This window comes from Pseudomonas sp. 5.2 (assembly GCF_059025405.1).
The window spans coordinates 223,184-245,966 of record NZ_JBYBHH010000004.1 but is presented as its reverse complement, the minus strand read 5'-3'; the positions used below and the strand labels follow the sequence as shown (position 1 = coordinate 245,966).

The 22,783-nt window shown below is 64.2% G+C and carries 21 protein-coding genes and 1 tRNA gene; 11 read left to right on the top strand and 11 right to left on the bottom strand.

Features of this window, described 5'->3' with window-relative positions; all coding sequences use genetic code 11:
- Nucleotides 1-27: 27 nt before the first annotated feature.
- Both zapE and AC5PZ0_RS08790 read right to left on the bottom strand, forming a co-directional pair.
- Nucleotides 28-1,113: a cell division protein ZapE gene (zapE, locus tag AC5PZ0_RS08795; protein ID WP_493854714.1), complete on the bottom strand. Its 1,086-nt coding sequence runs from the start codon at nt 1,111-1,113 to the stop codon at nt 28-30.
- Between the two features lie 117 nt (nt 1,114-1,230).
- Nucleotides 1,231-1,473 carry a hypothetical protein gene (locus tag AC5PZ0_RS08790; protein WP_493854713.1) on the bottom strand — a complete coding sequence of 81 codons (243 nt, stop codon included), beginning with the start codon at nt 1,471-1,473 and terminating at the stop codon, nt 1,231-1,233.
- A 269-nt stretch (nt 1,474-1,742) separates the two neighbouring features.
- On the opposite strand from AC5PZ0_RS08790, the gene AC5PZ0_RS08785 reads away from it, so the two are divergent.
- Nucleotides 1,743-1,817, top strand: a tRNA-Gln gene (locus AC5PZ0_RS08785).
- 244 nt (nt 1,818-2,061) lie between these two features.
- On the opposite strand, the gene AC5PZ0_RS08780 is transcribed toward AC5PZ0_RS08785, so the two are convergent.
- From AC5PZ0_RS08780 to AC5PZ0_RS08770, 3 genes are read right to left on the bottom strand one after another with little or no spacing between them, the layout of a single operon-like run.
- A complete protein-coding gene (locus AC5PZ0_RS08780) occupies nt 2,062-4,449 on the bottom strand; it encodes a hybrid sensor histidine kinase/response regulator (protein WP_493854712.1) in 2,388 nt (795 codons plus the stop codon).
- A 13-nt stretch (nt 4,450-4,462) separates the two neighbouring features.
- Nucleotides 4,463-4,924, bottom strand: a complete 462-nt coding sequence (locus AC5PZ0_RS08775) for a response regulator (RefSeq protein ID WP_027593903.1) — start codon at nt 4,922-4,924, stop codon at nt 4,463-4,465.
- A gap of 15 nt (nt 4,925-4,939) precedes the next feature.
- Complete coding sequence (locus AC5PZ0_RS08770) at nt 4,940-7,189, bottom strand: ATP-binding protein (protein ID WP_493854779.1); 2,250 nt, start codon at nt 7,187-7,189, stop codon at nt 4,940-4,942.
- A 307-nt stretch (nt 7,190-7,496) separates the two neighbouring features.
- Here AC5PZ0_RS08770 and AC5PZ0_RS08765 point away from each other — a divergent pair, with 307 nt between their 5' ends.
- From AC5PZ0_RS08765 to AC5PZ0_RS08735, 7 genes are all read left to right on the top strand, one after another.
- Nucleotides 7,497-8,024 (top strand): Csu type fimbrial protein, encoded by a 528-nt coding sequence (locus AC5PZ0_RS08765; RefSeq protein ID WP_027593901.1) that lies wholly within the window; start codon nt 7,497-7,499, stop codon nt 8,022-8,024.
- Nucleotides 8,025-8,054: 30 nt separating this feature from the next.
- The gene (locus tag AC5PZ0_RS08760; protein WP_099429911.1) at nt 8,055-8,591 is read left to right on the top strand and encodes a Csu type fimbrial protein; all 537 of its coding nucleotides are present in this window, start codon (nt 8,055-8,057) and stop codon (nt 8,589-8,591) included.
- A gap of 18 nt (nt 8,592-8,609) precedes the next feature.
- Nucleotides 8,610-9,143 carry a Csu type fimbrial protein gene (locus tag AC5PZ0_RS08755; protein WP_027593899.1) on the top strand — a complete coding sequence of 178 codons (534 nt, stop codon included), beginning with the start codon at nt 8,610-8,612 and terminating at the stop codon, nt 9,141-9,143.
- A gap of 3 nt (nt 9,144-9,146) precedes the next feature.
- The gene (locus AC5PZ0_RS08750) at nt 9,147-9,650 is read left to right on the top strand and encodes a Csu type fimbrial protein (protein WP_493854711.1); all 504 of its coding nucleotides are present in this window, start codon (nt 9,147-9,149) and stop codon (nt 9,648-9,650) included.
- A gap of 39 nt (nt 9,651-9,689) precedes the next feature.
- Nucleotides 9,690-10,466: a fimbrial biogenesis chaperone gene (locus AC5PZ0_RS08745; RefSeq protein WP_099429910.1), complete on the top strand. Its 777-nt coding sequence runs from the start codon at nt 9,690-9,692 to the stop codon at nt 10,464-10,466.
- A gap of 162 nt (nt 10,467-10,628) precedes the next feature.
- Nucleotides 10,629-12,872 (top strand): fimbria/pilus outer membrane usher protein, encoded by a 2,244-nt coding sequence (locus tag AC5PZ0_RS08740; protein ID WP_493854778.1) that lies wholly within the window; start codon nt 10,629-10,631, stop codon nt 12,870-12,872.
- Complete coding sequence (locus AC5PZ0_RS08735; protein ID WP_493854710.1) at nt 12,869-13,837, top strand: Csu type fimbrial protein; 969 nt, start codon at nt 12,869-12,871, stop codon at nt 13,835-13,837. Before AC5PZ0_RS08740 ends, AC5PZ0_RS08735 begins: the two co-directional genes overlap by 4 nt.
- 117 nt (nt 13,838-13,954) lie before the next feature.
- Here the strand turns inward: AC5PZ0_RS08735 and AC5PZ0_RS08730 are convergent, their stop codons facing one another.
- Nucleotides 13,955-15,103 (bottom strand): M14 family metallopeptidase, encoded by a 1,149-nt coding sequence (locus tag AC5PZ0_RS08730; RefSeq protein WP_493854709.1) that lies wholly within the window; start codon nt 15,101-15,103, stop codon nt 13,955-13,957.
- A 209-nt stretch (nt 15,104-15,312) separates the two neighbouring features.
- On the opposite strand from AC5PZ0_RS08730, the gene AC5PZ0_RS08725 reads away from it, so the two are divergent.
- Nucleotides 15,313-16,278 (top strand): ABC transporter substrate-binding protein, encoded by a 966-nt coding sequence (locus AC5PZ0_RS08725; protein WP_493854708.1) that lies wholly within the window; start codon nt 15,313-15,315, stop codon nt 16,276-16,278.
- 133 nt (nt 16,279-16,411) lie between these two features.
- Here the strand turns inward: AC5PZ0_RS08725 and AC5PZ0_RS08720 are convergent, their stop codons facing one another.
- Nucleotides 16,412-16,654: a hypothetical protein gene (locus AC5PZ0_RS08720; protein WP_099429905.1), complete on the bottom strand. Its 243-nt coding sequence runs from the start codon at nt 16,652-16,654 to the stop codon at nt 16,412-16,414.
- A complete protein-coding gene (locus AC5PZ0_RS08715) occupies nt 16,647-17,429 on the bottom strand; it encodes an MlaA family lipoprotein (RefSeq protein ID WP_099429904.1) in 783 nt (260 codons plus the stop codon). The genes AC5PZ0_RS08720 and AC5PZ0_RS08715 overlap by 8 nt, the downstream gene beginning before the upstream one ends.
- 269 nt (nt 17,430-17,698) lie before the next feature.
- On the opposite strand from AC5PZ0_RS08715, the gene AC5PZ0_RS08710 reads away from it, so the two are divergent.
- Nucleotides 17,699-18,412 carry a response regulator gene (locus AC5PZ0_RS08710; RefSeq protein ID WP_027593890.1) on the top strand — a complete coding sequence of 238 codons (714 nt, stop codon included), beginning with the start codon at nt 17,699-17,701 and terminating at the stop codon, nt 18,410-18,412.
- Nucleotides 18,409-19,764, top strand: coding sequence for a sensor histidine kinase (locus AC5PZ0_RS08705; protein ID WP_493854707.1), 1,356 nt, complete (start codon nt 18,409-18,411; stop codon nt 19,762-19,764). The genes AC5PZ0_RS08710 and AC5PZ0_RS08705 overlap by 4 nt, the downstream gene beginning before the upstream one ends.
- Nucleotides 19,765-19,778: 14 nt before the next feature.
- Here AC5PZ0_RS08705 and AC5PZ0_RS08700 read toward each other — a convergent pair whose 3' ends face one another.
- From AC5PZ0_RS08700 to dkgB, 3 genes are all read right to left on the bottom strand, one after another.
- The gene (locus AC5PZ0_RS08700; protein WP_027593888.1) at nt 19,779-20,243 is read right to left on the bottom strand and encodes a nuclear transport factor 2 family protein; all 465 of its coding nucleotides are present in this window, start codon (nt 20,241-20,243) and stop codon (nt 19,779-19,781) included.
- 306 nt (nt 20,244-20,549) lie between these two features.
- Complete coding sequence (locus AC5PZ0_RS08695; protein WP_493854706.1) at nt 20,550-21,731, bottom strand: MFS transporter; 1,182 nt, start codon at nt 21,729-21,731, stop codon at nt 20,550-20,552.
- A 148-nt stretch (nt 21,732-21,879) separates the two neighbouring features.
- Nucleotides 21,880-22,683 (bottom strand): 2,5-didehydrogluconate reductase DkgB, encoded by an 804-nt coding sequence (gene dkgB, locus AC5PZ0_RS08690; RefSeq protein WP_493854705.1) that lies wholly within the window; start codon nt 22,681-22,683, stop codon nt 21,880-21,882.
- Between the last annotated feature and the right edge of the window lie 100 nt (nt 22,684-22,783).

Genomic DNA, 22,783 nt, shown 5'->3' with positions numbered 1-22,783 from the left:
GCGGGCTTGCCCCGCGAATGCGCCAGTTCAGCCAACAAAGTACTCAGGCCCCACCTGATGCAACTGCCCCAAGCGGCTGCGGGTGCGCATCAGGTCGGCAATCGCTCCGCCCAGGCTTTCGTCCAGCGGCCGCCGCCCGATCACTGTCACCTGCTTGTCCTGGTCATACAGCACATCCACCAGGTTGACGAACCGCTGCTGCGCTGCCAGCGAACATTCCGACAGGTCGTCCAGCCCATCGATCACCCACGCATCGTACTGCGCCGCCAGTGCCAGGTAATCGATCACCGCGGTAGGCTGTTCGCACAGGTCGTCGAAGGCGAACATCACCTGCCGGTCGTTACTGGCCAGCACGCGCAGGCTGCGTTTATTGATGTCGAATGTGGCCGGCTGCGCGTCCGGTACGTTCACCGCCTGGCGTTGCTCGGCAGTGCCGGGCCACACATAGTGCCCCTGGGTAAAACGCTGATGCTCGCGGTTGGCCGGCAGGCTGCGAAAGTCGGTGTCGCCACCGACTTCCAGCACCCGCATGCGCCCGTTGATCAGGCGGATCACCGGCAGGAAGCGTTCGTGGTACAGCGGATTGGGCAGCAGGCCTTCAGGTGCGTAGTTCGACGTTACTAACAGGAAAACCCCACGCTCGAACAGCGCGGTGAACAGCCGAGTGAGCAGCATGGCATCGCCGATGTCATGCACATGGAACTCGTCGAAGCACAACACCCGGCACTGGCCAATCAGCTCGTCCAAGGTAGCGCCCAGTGCATCGTCCAGCGCGCGGTGGCGGTGCATGCCCTGGTGCAGGCGGGCAAAAAAATCATGGAAGTGCAGGCGTCGTTTGGCCTCTACCGGCACAGCCTGGAAAAACCCGTCGAGCAGCCAGCTTTTGCCGCGGCCGACCGAGCCGTGCAGGTACAGGCTGCACGGTTGCCCGTGTTCCAGCTGCGCCAGTTGCTCGGCCATGCTGTGGATGACCCGGCATTGGCCGTCACTGAGCTGGTAGCCACGGCTGCACGCCTTGTCTTCGAACCAGGCCAGCAGTTCGCTTTCAGGGGCAGTGTTGGCGCGCAGGCGCTGGCCGAGCTGACGCAACGGGGTAGGGATCCAGGCAGGCAAATCGATAGCTCCTTGGTCGATGGCGGTGCAGGGCGCAGCTTGCGCGACGGTCGCCATTTTGACCAATAGAGAAAGCAGTGGGCAATGATCGCCTGACGAGATAGGTCGAGCGCCCGCTTAGGCTTTGCGCTCCAGCTGGCGCTCGATCATGTACTTCACCGTCAACCGGCGCTCCTTGAGGTGGCGCAGGTCTTCGTCGACGAAGTTGCCGGCCGAGATCGATTCGGCGGCCAGCACCTGGTTGTCGATGTCTATGTACTCGTCCAGCAGGCGGTCGAGGGCTTTGTCTTGCTGGCGACGTTGCTGGACGATTTCCCGCGGGTAGTGCAGGTCTTGGTAAAGGTCGTGTGAGACAGGCATGGATACCTCCTTGGTCAATGAATGCGCCTATCTGATTGGAAAGGCGAAATGCGATTGTGTTGAAGCCATGCAGGCGGAAAGCGACGGATGGTTGCCAGGATGGGGTATTGGCAGAGGGAAGGGACTAACTTGCTGTTTTAAAGCATTTTTTTTACATCAGGGGGTTCACAGGCCGAAAGAATGTTGTTAAAGTGCCGCGCATTCCAAGACAACAACCCAGTTGTCACTCAGTTGGAATTGTCAGAGCAGCGTTTGCTGCATCTCGATACAGGGGCGTCGCCAAGCGGTAAGGCAGCAGGTTTTGATCCTGCCATGCGTTGGTTCGAATCCAGCCGCCCCTGCCATTTTCTGATTCAACTCAATATTTCTTCCCGGTGCTTAGCCAGATAGCGCTGGGTTTTGTCGTTTCCGGTTTTTAGTCCTGGCATGCCTGCCAAACTGTAGGAGCAGCCTTGTGCTGCGAAGAGGCCAGTGACCGTCAGGGGATGTCCGCTGCGGCTGCCGGCCTCTTCGCAGCACAAGGCTGCTCCTACAGTTAGCGTGCATACAGCAGGTACAGTTGGCGTGCATACAACAGGTGCTGTAAAGCTACGCCGAGACCCGCAGCAATTCACTCAGCACCCGCGCCAATTCTTCGGCCTGCACCGGTTTTTGAATCACCAGGCTACCGGGCAGTTCCAACCCTTCCAGTTCCGCATACCCCGTCAGAAACACCACCGGTAAACGCGGGTGTCGCTCGCGCGCTGCCAGGGCCAACTGCGCGCCATTGAATTCGGGCATGGCGAAATCGGTCAGCAGCAGGTCGATGCCGTCGTCGAGCAATGCCAGTGCCTGTTCGCCGCTGTGTGCCTGGCGCACCTGATAGCCGTACTGGCGCAGCACATCGCCGAGCATGTCGCGTACCAGGTGGTCGTCATCTACCAGCAAGACAGTGTGGTTTTGGCCACTGTCACCGATCGGCTGGGAAACCTCTGGCACCACGGGCTCGCTCTGCGCTTCACCCTTGACCGCCGGCAGGTACACCGCCACTTGGGTGCCGCGCCCGGGCACGGTGTCAATGCGCACGCCGCCGCCCGACTGCTTGGCGAAGCCAAACACCTGGGCCAGGCCAAGCCCCGAACCCTTGCCGATGTCCTTGGTGGTGAAAAACGGCTCGAACACTTTGGCCAGCACGTCTTCGCTCATGCCGCAGCCGGTATCGCGGATGCTCAGCATCACGTACTCGCCAGGGTCCGGGTCTTCCGGGCGCTGGGGGCGGGCCTCGATGTGGGTGTTGCGGGTGTAGAGGGTCAGTTGGCCGCCGTCGGGCATGGCGTCGCGGGCATTGATCGCCAGGTTGAGGATGATCATCTCGGTCTGGGTCGGGTCGGTCAGTGCCTGCCACAGCTGCGGATCCAGGTCCAGGCGCACCGACACGTTACCGCCCAGGGTGCGGCGCAGCAGTTCCTCAAGACCGGCCAGCGTCCGGTTCAGGTTCAGCGGCACGGGCTCCAGGCGCTGGCGCCGGGAGAAGGCCAGCAACTGCGAGGTCAGCTTGGCACCGCGTTCGCCTGCTTCACGGATGTGTGTGAGGCGGGTGCGCGCTTTGTCCAGGTCGGCCTTGTTGAGGTCCCGTTCAAGGAAGCTGGCACCGGTGAGGATCACCGTCAGCAGGTTGTTGAAGTCGTGCGCCACACCCGCGGTCAACTGGCCGACCGCTTCCAGGCGCTGCATCTGTTGCAGCGCAGCCTCGATACGCTCGCGTTCAGTGATTTGTTCACGCAGGCGGGTGTTGGCCTCGGCCAGCCCCAGGGCGGACTCGCGCTCGCTGGTGATGTCGCGGGCCACCACGTACAGCAGGGTGTCTTCGGGTACCACCACCCAAGATAGCCAGCGCTGCTGGCCGCCGGCATGCAGGATGCGGCCGACAAAGCGCGCGCTGGTGCGGCCGTGGGCGAGGGCGGCCAGCTCCGTGAGGAAAAGCTCCTGATCGGGCTCGGGCAGCAGGTGCAACAGTGACGTCTGGCTCAGGCGCTCGCGCGAAAGGCCCAGGCTGGCTTCCCAGGCCGGGTTGAGGGCGACCGGTGTGAGGTCTTTGTTCAGCACCGCCAACAAGTCTTGCGACAGCTCCCAGGCGCGGTCGCGTTCACGGGTACGGCGCTCGACCCGTTCGCCAAGCATCTCGTTCAGTTGCTTGAGGGCGAGGGTAGCCTGGCGTTGGGTGTGAATGTCCTGCAGCACGCCAGAAAAGCGCACGCACTGGTCATCGACGAACTGGCTCTGGCCGCTGCTGAGCAGCCAGCGGGGTTCCAGGCCGTGGGGTTGCGCGATGCGGAACTCGACCCGGTAGTGGCCGCCGCTCTCGGGGCGCATGGCATGCTGCACGGCGTCGCGGACCATGGCCAGGTCTTCGGGGTAGATGCCGGCGAAGAACACGTCCAAGGTCATCTCGGTGCTGGTTGGCAGCCCGAACAAGGTCTTGCAGCGGTCGTCCCACAGCAACAGGCCTTCCTGTGGGCGCAGGTCCCAGGTGCCCATGCCGGCGGCGTCGATGGCGATGCGGGCGCGCGCCTCGACATCCGCCAGCGCTTCTTCGGCGCGGCGCCGACGCTGGCGTTCCTGCACTTCGGTCAACGCCCGGCGCACGGCCTTTGGCAGCAGCGGCAGGTTTTTTTTCAGTACATAGTCGGTGGCACCCAGGCGGATCATCTCCACCGCGTGCTCTTCACCGTAGATGCCGGAGAGGAAGATGAACGGGGTGTCTGGCGCCAGGCGCTGGGCGATGGCCAGCACGTCGGTACCGGACGAGCCGGGCAGCACACAGTCGCAAAGGATCAGGTCGTAGTGGCTCTCACGCAGGGCGTGTTCGACGCCGACATGATCGAACACCAACTGCGACTGAACGTGCAGCCCGCTGCGCTCCAGGCGCAGCAGGGTCAGCTCGGCGTCCATCGAGCTGTCTTCGACCATCAAGAGTTTCAGCGGCGTTGGCAGCATCTTCGCGGTGGCCTCAGTTGCTGCCGCGGCGGTTTAGGCGCAGCGAGCCGGGTGGCGGTTCGTTGAGCACGGCCCAGAACACCCCGAGGTCGGAGATGGCGGCGACGAATTCCTTGAATTCCACGGGCTTGACCACGTAGGCATTGACCCCCAGTTCGTAGGCGCGCAACAGGTCGGGCTCCTCCCGCGACGAGGTCAGCATCACGGTCGGGATGCTGCGCAGGTCAGGGGTGGTGCGAACTTCCTTGAGCACTTCCAGGCCATCGACTTTGGGCAGTTTCAGGTCCAGCAGCAGCACGGCGGGGTTGCCACCGTCGCGTTCGGCATAGGCATTGCGGCGCAACAGGTAGTCGAGCGCATCGGCGCCGTCACGCAGCACGATGACTTCGTTGGCCAACTGGCTGCGCTCCAGCGCCAGCAGCGTCAGCTCCAGGTCCCGGGGGTTGTCTTCTACCAGCAGGATAGGTTTGAGCATGATGGTACAGGGGCCTCATGTAGTCGCGGCGGGGCGCGGGAGGGTGAAATGGAAACTGGCGCCCTGGTCGATCTGGCCTTCGGCCCAGACACGGCCGTCATGGCGCTCAATGATGCGGCGTACGCTTGCCAGGCCTATCCCGGTGCCTTCGAAGTCTTCCATGCGGTGCAGGCGCTGGAACACGCCGAACAGCTTGTTGGCGTAGGCCATGTCGAAGCCTACGCCGTTATCGCGGATGCACACCTCGACCTCGTCTGGGTGCTCCTGGGCGCGGATCTCGATGCGCGCAGGGTCGCGACCGCGGGTGTATTTGATGGCGTTGCCAATCAGGTTTTGCAGCGCCAGGTTGATGAACGCTGGGTCAGCGATCACCTTGGGCAGGGGGGCGATGTCCCAGACAATTTCGCGGCCCTGGTAGTCCGGTGCCAGCTCGGCGCGTATGGCGTCGACCAGGGCATTGAGGTCGACATCCGACAGGCGCAGGGCCGAGCGGCCCATTTGCGAGAAATTCAGCAGGTTGTCCACCAGGCTGCCAGCGAACTGCGCGGCTTCGCCTATGTGCTGCAAGAAACGCCGGCCGCGCTCGCTCAGGCCTTGGCCTTCGATTTCGCCGAGCAACTCGGTGTACCCGGCAATGTGCCGCAAGGGCGCACGCAGGTCGTGGGACACGCTGTAGGAAAAGGCTTCGAGTTCTTTGTTCGAGCGGCGCAGTTCGCCAGCCAGTTGTGCCAGCTCTTCGGCCTTGCGCAGGACGATGCCCAGCACGGCAGTGCGCAGCTCCACCACGCCTTCGACGATCAACGGGTCCCAGGCTTGGCAAAAGCCGCGTACCTCTTCCTGCCAGCGTTCAAAGCTGTGCCGCGGGTCGAGCTGGCCTTGCGGCCCGACCTGTTTGCTTGGCTGCCCGGCCCAGTTGACCGTGCGCACCTGCTCGGGGCGGAACCACAGCAGGTAGTGCGAGTGGATTTGAGAGATGGCCACTGCCAGCACACCGCCGACATGGTCTGCCAGTTCAGGCAGCTCGTCGATGTCGCGGCGTACGTTGTCGCTGTGAAAGACCGTGCCCTCACCGCGCTGGGCCAACCAGTGCACCAGCGCCGTGACTTGCGCCTGCGGTGGCGTCTTGCCGATCAGGTCACAACGGTCGGCGGAGATCACTGCGGCGCCGCTGGCTCCGGCGAACTCCAGCAGCACATCGGGCAGGTCGCGCAGGCCCTCACTGACGCTGTCGTGATCGGCCATTGACGAGATCATCCGCACGATGTGCTGGCGCAGGTCGAGCAGGGTACGCGTGCTGGCGTGGGATTCACGCGACTCGATCTGCAGCGACAACACGCTGGCCAGCAGCTCACAGGCGGTACGGGTACGCAGGTCCACCGGGCGTGGCTGGTCATGGTGGCAGGACACCAGCCCCCACAGTTGCCCGTCGACCACGATCGACAGCGACATCGAGGCCAGCGTGCCCATGTTGCGCATGTACTGCAGGTGCACCGGCGACACGCTGCGCAGCGCGGCGAAACTCATGTCCAGCGCCTTGCCGGTGCGGGGGTTGGCGGCGGGTACCAGCTTGGAGGGCTGGTAGTTGGCGTCTTCGATCACGCGAATGCGGTTGACCCGATACAGTTCGCGCGCCTGGCGCGGGATGTCCGAGGCGGGGAAGCACAGGCCCAGATAGCTGGGGTAGCCGGGGTCGGCCACCTCGGCCAGCACCTGGCCATTGCCTTCGCTGTCGAACCGGTACGCCTTGACCCGGCCGAACCCGGTGATGCGCTTGAGCTGTTCCACCGACTGCTGCAGCAGGTCTTCAAGGCTGGCGGCCAGGTGCAGGTTGCCGACGAAGCTGCGCACCAGTGGGTAGTAATCACCTTGCTCAGCCAGGTCGGCCGGCAAGCGCACAGGCTCGAACTCGACGATCAGCACCTGGTCGTGACGGTGGGCCAGCACGCGCAGCTTGTCGCGCCAGAGCGCACCTGGGCGCAGGCACACGTCGCCGATATGGAACGGAAAGGCCTCGTCGTCGGGCAGGCGTGCAAGGTGCGCGCGCATATCGAAGCCGTCACCGACCAGCTCGGCCAAAGGGCAGCCCAGCAGCTCCCTGGCGGGCAAGCCTAGCCAGTGCTCGGCGTTTTCGCTGGCCTGGAGGATGTGCAGGTCGGTCTCGTCCAGCACCAGCAGAAACCCGTGGGGCTGGATGCTGCCCGGCACCTGGATCGGCTCCTGGGCACAGCGCTCTACGGCCTCGGCGAGGGGGTTGTCTGCAGTTATCAATGAAAACGCTCCTGTCATGCCCGCCCATGCAGCGGTCACGTGTCTGGTGCAGGACGATGGTTGACATGCACCGTACCAGAATGTCGGCTGATTTGCCGGCTCATGGCCATTGGAGGCACTGTGCGACGAGGGGTTCGGTGGCATCGAAGATTTTTTCGCGGTGGCCGCGAACGCCCGCTATCGCTTTATCGCTAATACAAAAAAATGGCTTGAAGCCATCACTGCTATTCCACCCCGCTGCTACGCTCCAATGGGTACACAGCTTCAATGCAAAGCGTCAGCACACAGCGATAAGGATTATAAAGTGACGGAACGCTTTTTGGCCGCGTTGTTTGGCCTGTTGTTGAGCGGCAGTGCCGTAGCGACGGACTTTCTCGTTGAAGTGCGGGTCCTGGTGCAGCGGGGTTGCATGCTGGTCAACCAGACGCGAGATGCCGGGGCACAAGCGCTGGGCCTGATTGACCTGGGCAGTGCCGCGCGGCTAGATGGCCCAGGCGCGCCCTTGAGCGGTGTACTGCACAGCCAGCGGCCGCCACGCCTGGAATGCAACCCCGACACGCCCTATCAGGTGCGGGTCGATGGCGGCCAGCACGGTGGCGCAGGTGAACTGCGCTTTCTGGCCAACGACGACGGCAAGGCCCGGCCTATTCCTTATCGCTTGTACCGCGACCCCGCCTGGCGCGAGCCGCTGGCGGTCGATGTCGCGCACTCGGCGCGGGTGCCGAGCAGCGGTTCGATCGAGCTCCCGCTCTACGCCCGTATCGACAAACTGGCCTGGGTACCACAGGCAGGCCTGTATGGCGACCTGCTCAAGATCACGGTCACCTGGTAAGGACGCCACCATGCACAAGGACGCGACGCCATGAACCGCACCTCGATCCTGCTGCTTACCCTCGGCCCGCTGCTGTTGCCCGGTGGTGCGGCCCATGGCACCACCACCGGGTTCATCCAGGCGCGGCTGGTGATCAGTGCGGCCTGCCAGATCAGCAGCGGCACCGACCAGCCTGCAACCCTGGGCAACCCTGGCCTGATGGACTTCGGTGAACGTGGCCCGAACTGGGACCAGCCACTGCGCAGCCGGGTCGACGAAGTGGCCGGTGAGGGCAGCTTGCAGATCAGTTGCACGCCCGAAGTCAGGGCCTTCAACGTGCGGATCAACGGCGGCCTGAATGGCAATGACGGCGTACGGCGCCTGAGCAACGGCCGTGAACTGATCCCATATCAACTGGCGGTGGACCCGGGTGGCAACAGCCGCTACGGCATCGGCCAGGCCCGCGCCTTCACCATCAGCAGCACCCAGCAGATACCGATTCCGATCTACGGCGTGGTAGTGGCGCAACCGCGCGCGCTGCCTGCCGGGCTGTACCGCGACACCCTGAGAGTGACCCTGGACTGGTAACCACGCAAGGAGACTTCGATGCGCACGAACCTCACCCACTGCATCCTCGCCGGCCTCGGTTTGGCCTTGGCTTCCCAGGCCCAGGCCGCCACGGTGACCGGTAACATCACCTCGACGCTGACACTGATCGCGGCCTGCCAGGTCAATGGCAGTTCCGCGAGCTCAGGGTTGAACTTCGGTACCCTCAACTTCGGCACCCAGGATGCCCTGTTCGGTACTGCCAACGCCCAGGTGCTTGGCGGCACGGGTAGCGCCTTGAGCATCCTGTGTTCGGCGGGCAGCATCCCGGCGATCCGCGTGCGGGCCGGTAGCCACGATGGCCAGTCCAGCGGCGGCACGCGTGCACTCGCCGATGGCGCCGGCAACTTCGTGCCCTACGACTTCTACACCGATACAGGGCGCACCCAGGTTCTGGTCATTGACGCCACCATCACCTTGCCGACCAGTACCGGCGTGGCCCAGACCGTCAACCTGTATGGCCAGGCGCGCGGCAAGGCGGGCCTGCCAGCGGGGGTGTACACCGACACGGTGGCCGTCGAGCTGACCTTCTGAGCCATGCGCGGTTGGCTGGCAAGTGGCATCACGGGTATCGGTGTGCTGCTGGCCACGCCTCTGGGGGCGGTGCCCACCAGCACGTTCCTGGTGAATGCGCAGATTGTCGCCGGTTGCCTGGTCGTCGGTGGCGTGAGCAACTACGGCACGCTCGACTTCGGCACCCAGTCGGCGCTGGCCAGCGGCACCCTGAGCACCTCACTGGGGGGCGCCAGTGTGACGTTTCAGTGCACACCCGGGGTAACCCTGAACATGAGCCTGGATGGCGGCCAGAACAACGCCAGTGGCACACGCAACCTCAAACGCACGGGCGGCACGCAAGTGTTGGCCTATCAGTTGTACCGCGACGCGGCGTACAGCCAAGCCTTCGGCATTGGCCAGAGCGTGGCGGTCAGTTACACCGACCCCACGTCCATCAAATTGCCGGTGTACGGCAGAACCCAGTTGACCGGCACGCTGCCGGCAGGGACCTACACCGATGTAGTGCAAGTGACGGTGACCTGGTGAAACGGCCAGCACCCATGACAGCAGTCTAAGGAGAGTGGCATGTGGGCAGGCGCGAAGTGGGCGCGTGGTTTGATCGGGTTATCGCTGCTGGCAAGCCTGCCGGCGGGGGCAGCCACCTCGGTGCTGATCTGGCCGATTGACCCGGTGCTGGAGGCTGACCAGAAGGCCGGCGCACTGTGGCTGGAAAACCGCGGCACTGCGCCGGCGAACCTGCAGGTGCGGGTGTTCGCCTGGCGCCAGGGTGATTACCAAGAGCAGTTTCAGGCACAGCGCGACATCATTGGCAGCCCGCCCGTGGCCAATATCGCCCCGGGGCAAAAGCAGTTGATCCGCCTGACCCGCACCGGCAGTTCGCCCGCCGGCCAAGAGCAGGCCTATCGCATCATCATCGACGAAATCCCCCCAGCAGTCCCGGCAGACAACGCCAGTCAGGGCGCTACGGCCGCGATCCGCCTGCAGATGCGTTATTCGGTGCCGCTGTTCGTCTACGGCGAAGGGTTGTGGGGCAAGGCCGACCCTGAAGGCAAACGTAATGCCGAAGGAGTGGGCAAGCCGCAACTGAGCTGGCACGCAGTGACCGTGCAGGGCAAACCCTACGTCGAGCTGCGCAACACCGGCCCGGTGCATGCGCGCCTGACCGATGTGGTGGTGCAGCAAGGCAGCCAGAGCAAACCGTTGGCCGAAGGCCTGCTGGGCTATGTATTGCCCGGTGCCAGCATGCGTTGGCCGGCGCCGCTGGCGCCGAGCGCCGGCAGTGTGCTGAAAGGGCGGGTCAATGGCCAGAACGTGGCGGATGCCATCCGCCAAGGTCAATGAGCCTGCGGCTGAATGAAGGGCAGGGGCCAGGGAGGACCCGGCAATGGTCGGAAACCGTGTGTGAAATGGCTGTCGGCGACGCCGCGCCGCTGGTGCCTGGGGCTGGCCCTGTTCGGCCCCTGCCTGGCGCTGGCCGACGACCTGCCGCCACCACCCACGGAGATGTCCGCCATCGCCGACGCCACGCTGTACCTCGACCTGCTGGTGAACCAGATGCCCAGGGCTGAACTGGTGCCCGTGCAGCAACGGGCCGGGCAGCTGTTCCTGGGCAGTGATGTGCTGCGCGCGGCCGGCATCAGCCTGCCGAACGATCCCCAGGGCGAGGTGGCACTGGATGCCGTGCCAAGCCTGCACGCCGACTACGACAGCCAGAACCAGCGCCTGCTACTGCAGGTGCCGCCGGCCTGGTTGCCGGACCAACAGGTGGGCGATCGCAACCTGTACCCGGCCAGCGATGCGCGCAGCAGTTTCGGCGCCTTGTTCAACTACGACCTGTACCTGAATGACACCGATGAGGGTGGCACCTACCTGGCAGCCTGGAACGAACTGCGCCTGTTCGACAGCTGGGGGACGTTCTCCAGTACCGGCCAGTGGCGCCAGTCGTTCAATGGCGCCCAGGCCGATCAGTCGCGCCAGGGCTTCCTGCGTTACGACAGCACCTGGCGCTTCACTGATGAACAACGGCTGCTCAGCTACGAAGCTGGTGATTTCGTCACCGGTGCCTTGCCCTGGACCAGTGCGGTGCGGGTCGGCGGCCTGCAACTGTCGCGCGATTTCGCGGCTCGTCCGGACCTGGTGACCTACCCGCTGCCCGCATTCGCCGGAGAGGCGGTGGTACCTACTTCGCTGGACCTGTTCATCAACGGCTACAAGTCCAGCACCACCGAGCTGCAGCCCGGCCCGTACACCCTGACCAACGTGCCGTTCATCAACGGTGCTGGCGAGGCGGTGGTGGTAACCACCGACGCCCTCGGCCGGCAGGTGTCGACCACGCTGCCGTTCTATGTCACCAGCAGCCTGCTGCAAAAGGGCCTGTCGGACTTCTCGGTAGCTGCCGGTAGCCTGCGCCGCGATTATGCAGTGCGCGATTTCAGTTATGGCCCAGGAGTCGCCTCGGGGAGCTTGCGCTATGGCCTCAGCGACAGCTTTACCCTGGAGAGCCACCTCGAAACCGCCGAGTCACTGGTACTGGGCGGCTTGGGTGGCAACATGCGCCTGGGCAACTTCGGGGTGCTGAATGCGGCTTTGGCACAGAGCCAGTTCGACGGCGAGAAGGGCCATCAGGTCGCCCTCGGCTACCAGTACAACAGCCAGCGCATCGGCTTCAGCTACCAGCGCCTGCAGCGCCATGGCGACTACGCCGACCTGTCGCGGGTCGACAGCCCGGACATGCAGTTGAGCCAACGTAGCGAGCAGGTCACCGTCAGCCTCAACCTCAATGAATACGGCAGCCTCGGCGCTGGCTATTTCGACGTACGCGCCGCAGACGCTTCGCGCACGCGCCTGATCAACCTGAGCTGGAGCAAGCCGCTGTGGGGCAACAGCAGCATCTACCTGTCGGCCAACCGCGAAATCGGTGACAGCCAGTGGGCTGTGCAGGCGCAATTGGTCATGCCGTTCGACCTTAACGGTACCCTGGCGTTAAGCGCAGAACGCAGCAAGGAAGGCGAGGACTTGCAGCGGGTCAACTACAGCAGGGCGGTGCCGGTGGGTGGCGGCGTCGGGTACAACCTGGGGTATGCCACCGGTGGCAACCGCGATGCCTATCGCCAGGCCGATGTCACCTGGCGCCTGCAGTCGGTGCAGTTGCAGGCCGGTGTATACGGCAGCAGTGGCGAGATGACCCGTTGGGCAGACGCCAGCGGCTCGCTGGTCTGGATGGACGCCGGGGTGTTCGCCGCCAACCGCATCGACGACGCCTTCGTGGTGGTCAGCACCAACGGCTACGCCGATGTGCCGGTGCGCTACGAGAACCAGCAGATCGGCCGCACCGACAGCAGCGGCCATTTGTTGGTGCCGTACAGCAGCGGTTACTACCGGGGCAAGTATGAGATCGACCCGATGGACCTGCCGCCCGACATCCTGGCACCCGAAGTGGAGCAGCGTGTGGCGGTGCGTCGTGGCAGCGGCTACTTGCTGGAGTTCCCGCTCAGGCGCGTGCTGGCGGCGAGTATCGAGTTGGTGGACGCTAGCCAGCAGGTGATCAAGCTCGGCAGCCGAGTGACCCACGAGGAAAGTGGCAGCCAGGCGGTGGTTGGCTGGGATGGGTTGGTCTACCTGGAGAACCTCTCGCCGCACAACCGCCTGCAGGTGGCGCTGGAGGGCGGAGGGCAGTGCCAAGTCGAATTCGACCTGCCTGAAGGCGCAGGCTCGGTCCCCTTGATCGGCCCATTGGTGTGCCGATGAAGGCCTGGCAGCGAGGGTTGTGGGCGTGCGCGCTGCTGCTGCCGGCAGGTGCGGCGTGGGCCAAGTGCTTGTCGGTGCCAACCTCGCCCGCAGCGTTTGGCACCATCAGTTCGACCCTGGTACGTAGCACGGTACAGACCGCCTTCAGCAGCAATTCGGGGTTGCAGTGCAACGGCTCGGTGCTCAGTGTGCTCGGCAGTGGCGATACCTTCAAAGCGACCATTCTGCCGGCTACCGGAGGTTTGGTCGGCCCCACCGGTGACGTCATCCCCTACACGCTGTATGCCGACAGCAGCACCAACTACCCGATCACTCGTGGTGTGGCCTTCGATTTTGCCCGCAACGGCATTCTTGACCTGCTCGGGTTGCTCAACGGTACACCCAAGGCGGTGCCGATCTACATGCGCACGCAGCTCAACAGTAACGTCGCGGCGGGGCTTTACCAGGAGACGCTGAGCGTCAACTGGGCCTGGAACTACTGCGATGGGATTGGCATTGGCGGTTTGTGCATCGGCCGAGATAACAGTTCCGGCACCCAGTTTCTCACGGTCAGCCTGACGGTCAGCAACGACTGCCAGATCACCACACCCACCATCAGTTTCGGCAGTGCGCCGGTGGTGTCGGGGTTTGCCACGGTGAACCAAGGCGTGAGCCTGTCATGTACCAAGGGCACCAGCTACACGGTGGGGCTGGATGACGGGCAGAACGTGTCGGGTGGGCGGCGCAGGATGAAGTCGGCGGCCAACAACTACCTGGCCTACGATATCTTCAAGAGCGCCAGTGCAGTGCGCTGGGGCTCGGTCACCGGTGCCCGGCGTTCGAGCAGTGATGCCGATATCAATCCAGGGGTGGGTACGGGGACAGGCAGCCAGGTGTTCAACTACAACGCCAAGGTGTACACCGACCAGGCCACACCGCCGGCGGCGAGCTACACCGACAGTGTGACGTTGGATGTGCAGTTTTAGCGTTCTACTGAACCTGCCTCTTCGCGGGCAAGTCGGACCGCCGCACCGCCGCTCCCACCCGAACTGTGTAGCCTCAAATTGTGGGAGCGGGCTTGCCCCGCGAAGGGGCCTTGAAGGTCAACGCAGGTCGTCAGCCATCTTCAGCAATGTCTCCAACACTGCCCCTGCCAGCGCCTTCGACCGCGCCCCAGACCACCCGGTAACGGCATTGGGTGCATCGTCATGGTCCTTGAAGGGCATTTCCAGCGTCAGTGACAGGCAGTCATGAGCCATGCCCACCGCATTGCACGCCAGCGTGGTATTGGCTTGCCCAGGCTCATCACGTGTATAGCCATGCACGGTCTGGAAGTCCGGGGTCACGCTGCACAGCGTGCTCCGGAACTGCTCCTCCAGCTTAGCCAGGCGTGGTGTGTAACCGGGGTTGCCCTCGCACGCCGCAGTGAACACATGAGGGATTTCTTCATCCCCGTGCACATCGATGAACGCATCCACCCCGTACTGCTTCATCTGCGCCTGGGCAAAGAACACCTCAGGGCTGAACTCGACGCTGGCGTCCTGCCAGGCACGGTTGAGGTCCTTGCCCTTGAAGTTGGTGCGCAGATGCCCGAGGAAGGCGCCGTCCGGGTTCATGTTGGGGATCAGGTACAGGTCAGCCTTTGCCAGCAGTTGCTGCACCTGGCCATCGTTGGCTTGCAGGCGGTCGATCACGCCCTCCATGAACCACTCGGCCATGTGCTCGCCCGGGTGTTGCTGGGCAATCAGCCACAGCTTGCGCTTGCCGGTTGCGCCGTCGCCTGCACGCAGCAAGGGGATATCGCGCCCTTGCACGCTGCGGCCGCTGGCCAGCAGTTCGACACCGGGGATCTGCTTGGCGCGCTCGATCAGTTGATTGTGGCGCGCGCGCGGGTAGGGCTCGAAATAGGCGAACCAGATTTGTTCCTGCTCGGCAGTCACTTCGAATGACAATGCCTTGCCATCGAACTGGCTGGGTACGCGGAACCAGGTCTGCTGGTCGTAGGAGGCCACGGCGTTGTACCCGGCCCAGGCATTCTTGTAGGAGGATGCGGAGGCGTTATCCAGGCTGAAGCGATGGACCTGGCCCGGCGTCAACCCGCTGACCTTGAAGTGGAACCACTGGAAGTGGCCGCTGTGGGTGTCCGGCCGGATGGCCAGGTGGACCTTGGCAGGGTTGCTGGCATCCAGTACCTGGATGTTGCCGGAATCGAAATCGCAGTCGATCTGCAGGGGGGACAGCGTCACGGTCATCGCCGGGCTCCTTGACGGGCTTTGTTGTGGGGTTACTGTACACCGGTTGCGCGCTTGAGTGATGCAGGTGGCCTGTTGCTTCAGGTGTCGAGGGTGCGATAGTCACTGGTTTGTGCTTTGTTTTGCATATTAGGTTATCGCTAAAATCAATTTCATTTATTAATTGGCTGCGGCTAGAGTCCAGGTTCCCTACCTGCAAGGAGCCGCGGATGTCCATCCGATCCCACCTTCTGATGATTGCCGCCAGCGCATTGCTGGCGACCCAAGCCTTCGCAACCGAACGCCTGACCCTGCGCATTGGTGACCAGAAAGGCAACATGCGTGCGCAGCTGGAGGCCGCCGGTGCCTTGCGCGACTTGCCCTACGACATTCAATGGGCCGAGTTCCCCGCCGCTGCGCCCTTGGCCGAGGCGCTGAATGCTGGGGCGATTGATGCCGGCATCATCGGCGATGCACCGTTGCTGTTCGTGCTCGCCTCCGGGGCGCCGGTCAAGGCGATCGCCGTCGACAAGTCCGACCCTTACGGCACGGCATTGTTGGTGAACCCCGACGCGCCCTTCAACAGCGCCGCCGACCTCAAGGGCAAGCGCATCGCCACGGGCTGCGGGTCGATTGGCCATCACCTGGCGCTCAAGGCCCTGGACCAGGCTGGCCTGTCGGAAAAGGACGTGGAGTTTCGCTTTCTCGGCCCGGTCGATGCCAAGATTGCCTTGGCCAATGGCGCGGTGGACGCCTGGTCGACCTGGGAACCCTACACCGCGCTGTCCGAGTTAAGCGGGCAGGGCAGGGTGCTGGTCAATGGGCGTGGCCTGTCCAGCGGCAACAGCTTCCTCGCAGCCACCGACAGCGCGCTGGAGGATGCGCCACGCCGGGCCGCACTGCAGGACTACCTGGCACGCCTGGCCGGCGCCCAGGTCTGGGCGTATCAGCACCTGGACAGTTATTCGAAAACCCTCGCGGCGATCATCGGCTTCCCTGAAGAGGCCGCGCGCCTGCAGTTCGAACGCCGCCAATTGCGCTGGCAGGCCATCGACGCCACCACCATTGCCGAACAACAGGAAACCGCCGACTTCTACAAGGCCCACGGCCTGATGAGCCAACGGCTGGATGTGGCACCGACCTTCGCCAGCGGCTTCAGCGTGCCCGCAGCCGATGCACTGGCCGCTCAACGCTGACCCTGTTGCGGGCTTGCCTGCGAGAGGCCACGGCAGTTACAGGGTTTCTCCGTAGTCGAAGGCGATCACCGACAAACAGATGGCGCCCTTGCTGCTTGCCGCAGTCAGCAATATGACGCTTTGAATGTCCTGATCAGGATGGCTCGCGCTCCAGGCTTTGCCGGGCCATCCACTTCAGCAGCGTTGCGATGGGCACGCGGCGGTGCACTTCGTGACGCTGCTGTGCAGCAGCGCCGTCGCCCGTGCGCTCGCGATAACGGCTCAGAATCAAATGCTGGCCATCCTCGGAGACCCGCGCCTCGAGCTCGTGCAGCACCTGCTGGCGAGTGTCGCGCTGCAGGCGCTTGAACAACACCACCGGCTGGGCATCATTCATCGGTGGGCACCCCTGTGCAGCTCGCCGGCCGTTTGCCAGGCGCGCCTGCCTTGCCTTCGGCCACCCGCTCGGCACGCTGTTGGGCGGTGTAGTCACGCACGGCCAGGTAGTAATCAGGCAGGATGCGCAACGTGTCGGTAACCGGCAGCGCTTCGGCGCGGCCATCCACCACACTGCCTGCCATGGCCACATTGCCCAGGGTGTCGACCGTGTCGCTGTTGTCGCCGAACGGGTCGACCGCCAAGCTCAGCAAGCTGCCGGTCGCATCGCGCAGGTTGTGGGTGCCCAGCAGCGGTAGCTCGACGATCGGGCCATCGGCGATGTTCCACACGCCGAAGGTTTGGCCAAAGTCCGACGTGTGTCGGGGTAGCCCCATCTTCCCGGACACATCGATCAAGCCGGCGACGCCCAGGGTCGTGTTGAACATGAAGCGCGTCAGGCTGGTCATCGCCCGTTCGCCGTTGCCTTGCAACAGGTCGTTGACCAAGACCTTGGGTTCGCCGAAGTTGGCGGCGAAGTTGTGCACGCCCTGCCGGGTGAAATCAGGCAATGCGCTATAGCCTCGGGCGACCGGTGCCAGCAGGTAATCGTCGACACTGCGGTTGAAGGCGAACACGGCGCGGTTGGCGGGCTCGGCGGGGTCGCTGAGCTGATAGGCCACAGGGCCACAGGCACTGGCAGGTGGCCGCTGGCTGCAGCCGCCGGCAGCGAGCAATGACAAGGCCAGTAGCGCATGGCGGGCTGAAAACCAGGCAGTGGGGGTAGCGGTGGGCATGGGCACATTCCAGACAAGAACTGGCGCCGATGGTGTGGCCGGTTGATTGCCTGGGAATGTCTGGATTATTGCCCGGCTGACACTTTGTTTCCGGGTTGAAATATATGACGGCAGCCCTGGGATGGCCGTAAAGTAAGCCTTTACTCTAGTGCCACTCAGTTAAGCGTCATCGGCTGTCATTGGGGCTGCTGTGCAGCCCATCGCAGCGGCCCCCTTGGCCCTAACTGACGGGCATTAGCTTTTACTCCCTCTGTTCGCGGTGCCCCGGTGTGAGCCATTTGCTGATTGTCGACGATGATGTCGAAGTACTCGACCTGCTGCAGAAGTTTCTCCGCCAGCACGGCTACGAGGTCGATGTGGCCAGTGATGGCCAAGGCCTTTGGCAGGCGCTCGAACGGCGCGTGCCGGACTTGGTCATTTTGGATGTCATGCTACCGGGCGACAGTGGCCTGGTGCTGTGCCAGCGCTTGCAGGCCGAGTACAAGGTAGCGGTGATCATGCTCACCGCCATGGGCGAACTGAGCGACCGTGTGGTGGGCTTGGAGCTGGGCGCGGACGACTACCTGACCAAGCCGTTCGCCGCTCGCGAGTTGCTGGCCCGGGTGCGGGCGGTGCTGCGCCGGGCAGGCGAGAGTCCGGGCAGCCCATTGCCTGCCTCGTCGCGTGCCGTACTCGAATTCTCTGGCTGGCAGCTGGACGTGCTGCGACGTGAGTTGCGCTCGCCGGAGGGGGTCATGATCCCCTTGTCCAACGGCGAATTCGAGCTGCTGCTGGTCTTCGCCGAGCACCCCAGGCGCGTGCTCAGCCGCCAGCAACTGCTGGACCTGGCGCGTGGCGAAGCGCACGAGGCCTATGACCGCAGCATCGACGTGCAGGTGAGCCGGCTGCGGCGCAAGCTTGAAAGCGACGGCGACAGCGAACCGTTGATCCGCACCTTGCGCAACGTCGGCTACCTGTTCACCGCCAGTGTGACCAAGCGATGAGGCTGTTGGCCTGGGCGCGCAGGGCCCTGCCACGGCCACGCGTCACCATTGCCCGCTGGATCGCGCTCACTACCCTGGCGGCCATGCTCAGCCTGCTGCTGCTCAAGTGGCTGTTCGGTGTGCTGCTCAGCGTCTGGGCGCAGCCGCCGTTGCTGGAAAGCGGCTTGATTGAGAAGGTTGCTACCGTCGCCCGCATGGTCGACGCCGCACCTGTGGCGCAGCGGCCGACCTTGGCCAGCGCCGCAGGTGATGTGTCGTATAGCGTGCAATGGCTACTGCAGCGTGACGAGGCCGGTTTGCCAGCCCTGGTAGATAACGAATTTCACCAAGGGGCGCCGACATTGCGCGCACTCCTGGCGCGCCCGGACGCGCAGATCGAAGTCTACGGGCCGTCCGACTTGCCCGCGCAGGCGCAACCGCGTGGCTATGCGCTTCTGATCGAACTGTCAGACAAGTCATGGCTGCTCTATCGCGCCACCGACCGCAGCTGGGGGCTGGATGAACTGCCGCGCAACCTGATCATTGTGGCGCTTATGATCGTCTCCAGCCTGGCGCTCGCGCTATTTGCCACGCGCTACCTGGCCCGCCCTCTGGAGCGCTTCGCCGAAGGCGCGCGGCGCTTTGGCAAGGACTTCAACGCCCCACCGATCCCAGTGGTCGGCCCTTACGACCTGCGCCAGGCCATTCTGGCTTTCAACGCCACCCAGGCCCAGCTCAAGCATTTTCTCGACGACCGCACGCAGATGCTCGCGGCGATTTCCCATGACCTGCGCGCCCCGTTGACCCGCATGCGCCTGCGCGCCGAGTTCATCGAAGAGGGCGAACTGCAGGCCAAGTTGTTCAAGGACGTGGACGAGATGCAGGCGATGGTCGACGCCGCGCTGCAGTTTTTCCGTGATGATGCACGGCTGGAGCCGGCCACGGCGTTCGACCTGGGCGAGCTGTTGTCGACCGTGGTCGACGACTTCAAGGATGCTGGGGTGGACATCGACCTCAGCGGGCCGCGCCGGTGGGTCTATGTAGGCCGCCCCATTGGTATCAAGCGGGTGATGGTCAACCTGATCGAAAATGCGGTGAAGTACGGCACCGAGCCGACGGTGCAGTTGGCGATCACTGACGAGCAGATCATCATCCGCGTTCTTGACCGAGGCCCGGGCATCCCAGAGCACTTGCAAGCATGCGTTTTCGAGCCCTTCTACCGCATCGAAGGCTCACGCAACAAGGACACCGGCGGGGTCGGCCTGGGCTTGCCGGCGGCGCGCGCTATTGTCCTTGAACAGGGCGGTAGCGTGACCCTGAGCAACCGCCAGGGCGGTGGGCTCGAGGTCACGGTCACGCTGCCTGTCGGCTGACCCACCGGTGGCGATCAGAGCCCCAGGTCACTGAGCCCGGGGTGATCGTCCGGGCGCCGCCCCAGGGGCCAATGGAACTTGCGATCCGCCTCGGCGATAGGTTGCTCGTTGATACTCGAATGGCGGTTCTGCATCAGGCCATCCTCGGCAAATTCCCAGTTCTCATTGCCATAGGCACGGAACCACTGGCCGCTGTCATCGTGGTACTCGTAGGCGTAGCGCACGGCAATGCGGTTGCCGGTGAAGGCCCACAGCTCCTTGATCAGGCGATACTCCAGTTCATGGTTCCACTTGCGTGTCAGAAAGGCCTCCACCTCGGCCCGACCACGGGGGAACTCGACACGGTTACGCCACACGGTATCGGGCGTGTACGCCAACGCCACCTTGGCGGCGTCGCGGCTGTTCCAGCCGTCTTCGGCAAGACGGACCTTTTCGATGGCGGTTTCGCGGGTGAAAGGGGGCAGCGGTGGGCGGGGCATCGTAGGCACTCCTCAGGTGGTTTATAGCTAGGAGCGTAGTCATCGAGGGCGGTACAGGGAATCGGCGTGCCCGGCACTTCATAATTGCGGGCGGCGGAATAATGTTGGGATGCGGAGGTCGCAAGTGAGTCCCTGACTCTGTGGGAGCAGCTGTCTTGTGGTGCTTGTTCCGGCCTCTTCGCGGGCAAGTCGGACCGCCGCACCGCCGCTCCCACCCGAACTGTGTAGCCTCCAAGTCTAGCGCCGCACCTGTGGGAGCCGTGCTAAATCAATGAAACATCCTCTCTAGGGGAGGTTATCAGGCGTTCAGGCTGCGCCGTCCAGCGCTGTGCCCGTCGCCTTCGCGCGCCCGCCGAGCCATACCAAAAGCAGCCCCGCAGCCGCCAGCAGCCCACCTGCCATCGGTACCGCCGCGTAGCCCAGGTTCAGGCTGATCACCGCACCCCCGAGCGCAGCGCCCACGGCATTGCCAAGGTTGAACGCGCCGACATTGATCGAAGAGGCCAGCCCTGGGGCCTCGGCGGCGGCGGTCATGACGCGCATCTGGAGTGGCGGCACCACGGCGAAAGTGAAGACACCCCACACCAGCAGCGCGAGTGCGGCGCCCTGGTGGCTGCCCAGCACCAGTGGCATCAGCAGCATGGTCACCGCCAAGGCACCCAGGAAGATCCGTGCCGCGCCGTCCAGTGACCAATCGGCCAGGCGGCCGCCGAGGCTGTTGCCCAAGGTGAAGCCCACGCCGATCAGGACCAGCCCGAGGGTGACGAAGCTGTCCGAGGCACCGGTCAGCTCGGCCAGCACCGGCGCCACGTAGGTGTACAGGGTGAACATGGCGCCGGCACCCAGCACGGTGGTGGCCATGGCCAGCAGCACGCTGGGGCGGGCAATCACGGCCAGTTCCTTGCGTACATGGGGCACGCTGCCGCGTTCGCCCTTGGGCAGGGCGTACCACAGCGCGGCCATGGCCAGCAGGCCGAGTACCGCCGTGCCGGCAAACGCCATGCGCCAGCCGACCTGCTGGCCGACCCAGGTGGCGGCAGGCACGCCGCCGATATTGGCGATGGTCAGGCCCATGAACATGGTCGCCACGGCGCTGGCCTGTTTGTCCTTGGGCACCACGCTGGCAGCAACCACGGCGCCCAGGCCGAAGAAGGCCCCGTGGTTGAGGCTGGTGACCAGTCGGGAGGCCAGCAGCGTGTAGTAGTCCGGCGAAAGTGCCGACAGCAGGTTGCCCAGGGTGAAGATGGCCATCAGCGACATCAGCGCGGCGCGCTTGCCAAAGCGGCTGAACAGCAAGGTCATGATCGGTGCACCGACCATCACGCCGATGGCGTAGGCGGTGATCAGCATGCCCGCGCTGGGGATGCTTGCATCGACGCCGTGGGCGATCACGGGCAACAGGCCCATGGGAGTGAATTCGGTGGTGCCGATGCCGAAGGCGCCGATGGCCAGGGCGAACAGGACCCGTTTGGGAGAAAGCGTGCTCATCGAGCGCTCCGGATGGGATGAAGGGGGGGGTAGGAGCAGCCTTGTGCTGCGAAGAGGCCCGTAAACACAGCGAAGATTCATGCTGGGTTCACCGGCCTCTTCGCAGCACAAGGCTGCTCCTACAGTGCAAGCTGCGGCGGCGGGGTGATTAGTCCCAGGCTGGCGCCAGGCTATCTGGGCTGACTTCACGCCCGTTGCGTTCGAGCGTGGCGATGCGCGCCATGTCGTCGGCGTCCAGGCGCAGGTCGCGGGCGAGCAGGTTGCTGGCCAGGTTCTCGCGTTTGGTCGACGACGGAATCACCGCATAGCCCAATTGCAGGGCCCATGCCAGGGCCACTTGCGCGACGGTGGCTTTGTGCTTGGCGGCGATCTCGGCCAGCACCGGGTCTTTCAGGACCTTGCCATAGGCCAGGGTCATGTAGGAGGTGACGGTGATGCCCTGATCCTGCAGGAACGCGGCCAGCTTGGCATTTTGCAGGTAAGGGCTGAGCTCGATCTGGTTGGTGGCGATTTCGCCCTCGCCAACCACCGCGATGGCCTGCTGGGTCAGGTCGATGTTGAAGTTGGACACACCGATCTGGCGGGTCAGGCCCTGCGCCTTGGCCTCAGCCAGGGCTGCCATGTACTCGGGCAGCTCGACGCCATTGCCCGGTGCCGGCCAGTGGATCAGCAACAGGTCGACATGGTCGGTACGCAGTTTGGCCAGGCTATCGCGCAGGCTGGGGACCAGCTTGTCGGCGGCGTAGTTGTCGACCCAGATCTTGGTGGTGATGAACAGCTCGCTGCGCGGCACGCCGCTTTCGGCGATGGCTTGGCCCACCTCGGCTTCGTTCTTGTAGATCTGTGCGGTGTCGATGACGCGGTAGCCCAGCGCCAGGGCCGACTTGACCGAATCGATGACCGCTTGGCCGGTGAGGCGGAAGGTGCCCAGGCCGAAAGAGGGAATGCTCATGATCTTGCTCCTGATGAGGCTACGTGAACCGAACGGTGCTGGCTTTGGTTGTTCAGGTGAGGGAGCAGTGTGCGGCTTCTCCAGAAGGTGATAAAGCCGT

Bases quoted from the DNA above. Each gene is read 5' to 3' on its own strand.
- AC5PZ0_RS08790 (WP_493854713.1), bottom strand. From the start codon at position 1,473: ATGCCTGTCTCACACGACCTTTACCAAGACCTGCACTACCCGCGGGAA.
- AC5PZ0_RS08780 (WP_493854712.1), bottom strand. From the start codon at position 4,449: ATGCTGCCAACGCCGCTGAAACTCTTGATGGTCGAAGACAGCTCGATG.
- AC5PZ0_RS08775 (WP_027593903.1), bottom strand. From the start codon at position 4,924: ATGCTCAAACCTATCCTGCTGGTAGAAGACAACCCCCGGGACCTGGAG.
- AC5PZ0_RS08760 (WP_099429911.1), top strand. From the start codon at position 8,055: ATGAACCGCACCTCGATCCTGCTGCTTACCCTCGGCCCGCTGCTGTTG.
- AC5PZ0_RS08755 (WP_027593899.1), top strand. From the start codon at position 8,610: ATGCGCACGAACCTCACCCACTGCATCCTCGCCGGCCTCGGTTTGGCC.
- AC5PZ0_RS08750 (WP_493854711.1), top strand. From the start codon at position 9,147: ATGCGCGGTTGGCTGGCAAGTGGCATCACGGGTATCGGTGTGCTGCTG.
- AC5PZ0_RS08745 (WP_099429910.1), top strand. From the start codon at position 9,690: ATGTGGGCAGGCGCGAAGTGGGCGCGTGGTTTGATCGGGTTATCGCTG.
- AC5PZ0_RS08740 (WP_493854778.1), top strand. From the start codon at position 10,629: ATGTCCGCCATCGCCGACGCCACGCTGTACCTCGACCTGCTGGTGAAC.
- AC5PZ0_RS08735 (WP_493854710.1), top strand. From the start codon at position 12,869: ATGAAGGCCTGGCAGCGAGGGTTGTGGGCGTGCGCGCTGCTGCTGCCG.
- AC5PZ0_RS08730 (WP_493854709.1), bottom strand. From the start codon at position 15,103: ATGACCGTGACGCTGTCCCCCCTGCAGATCGACTGCGATTTCGATTCC.
- AC5PZ0_RS08725 (WP_493854708.1), top strand. From the start codon at position 15,313: ATGTCCATCCGATCCCACCTTCTGATGATTGCCGCCAGCGCATTGCTG.
- AC5PZ0_RS08720 (WP_099429905.1), bottom strand. From the start codon at position 16,654: ATGAATGATGCCCAGCCGGTGGTGTTGTTCAAGCGCCTGCAGCGCGAC.
- AC5PZ0_RS08715 (WP_099429904.1), bottom strand. From the start codon at position 17,429: ATGCCCACCGCTACCCCCACTGCCTGGTTTTCAGCCCGCCATGCGCTA.
- AC5PZ0_RS08705 (WP_493854707.1), top strand. From the start codon at position 18,409: ATGAGGCTGTTGGCCTGGGCGCGCAGGGCCCTGCCACGGCCACGCGTC.
- AC5PZ0_RS08700 (WP_027593888.1), bottom strand. From the start codon at position 20,243: ATGCCCCGCCCACCGCTGCCCCCTTTCACCCGCGAAACCGCCATCGAA.
- AC5PZ0_RS08695 (WP_493854706.1), bottom strand. From the start codon at position 21,731: ATGAGCACGCTTTCTCCCAAACGGGTCCTGTTCGCCCTGGCCATCGGC.
- dkgB (WP_493854705.1), bottom strand. From the start codon at position 22,683: ATGAGCATTCCCTCTTTCGGCCTGGGCACCTTCCGCCTCACCGGCCAA.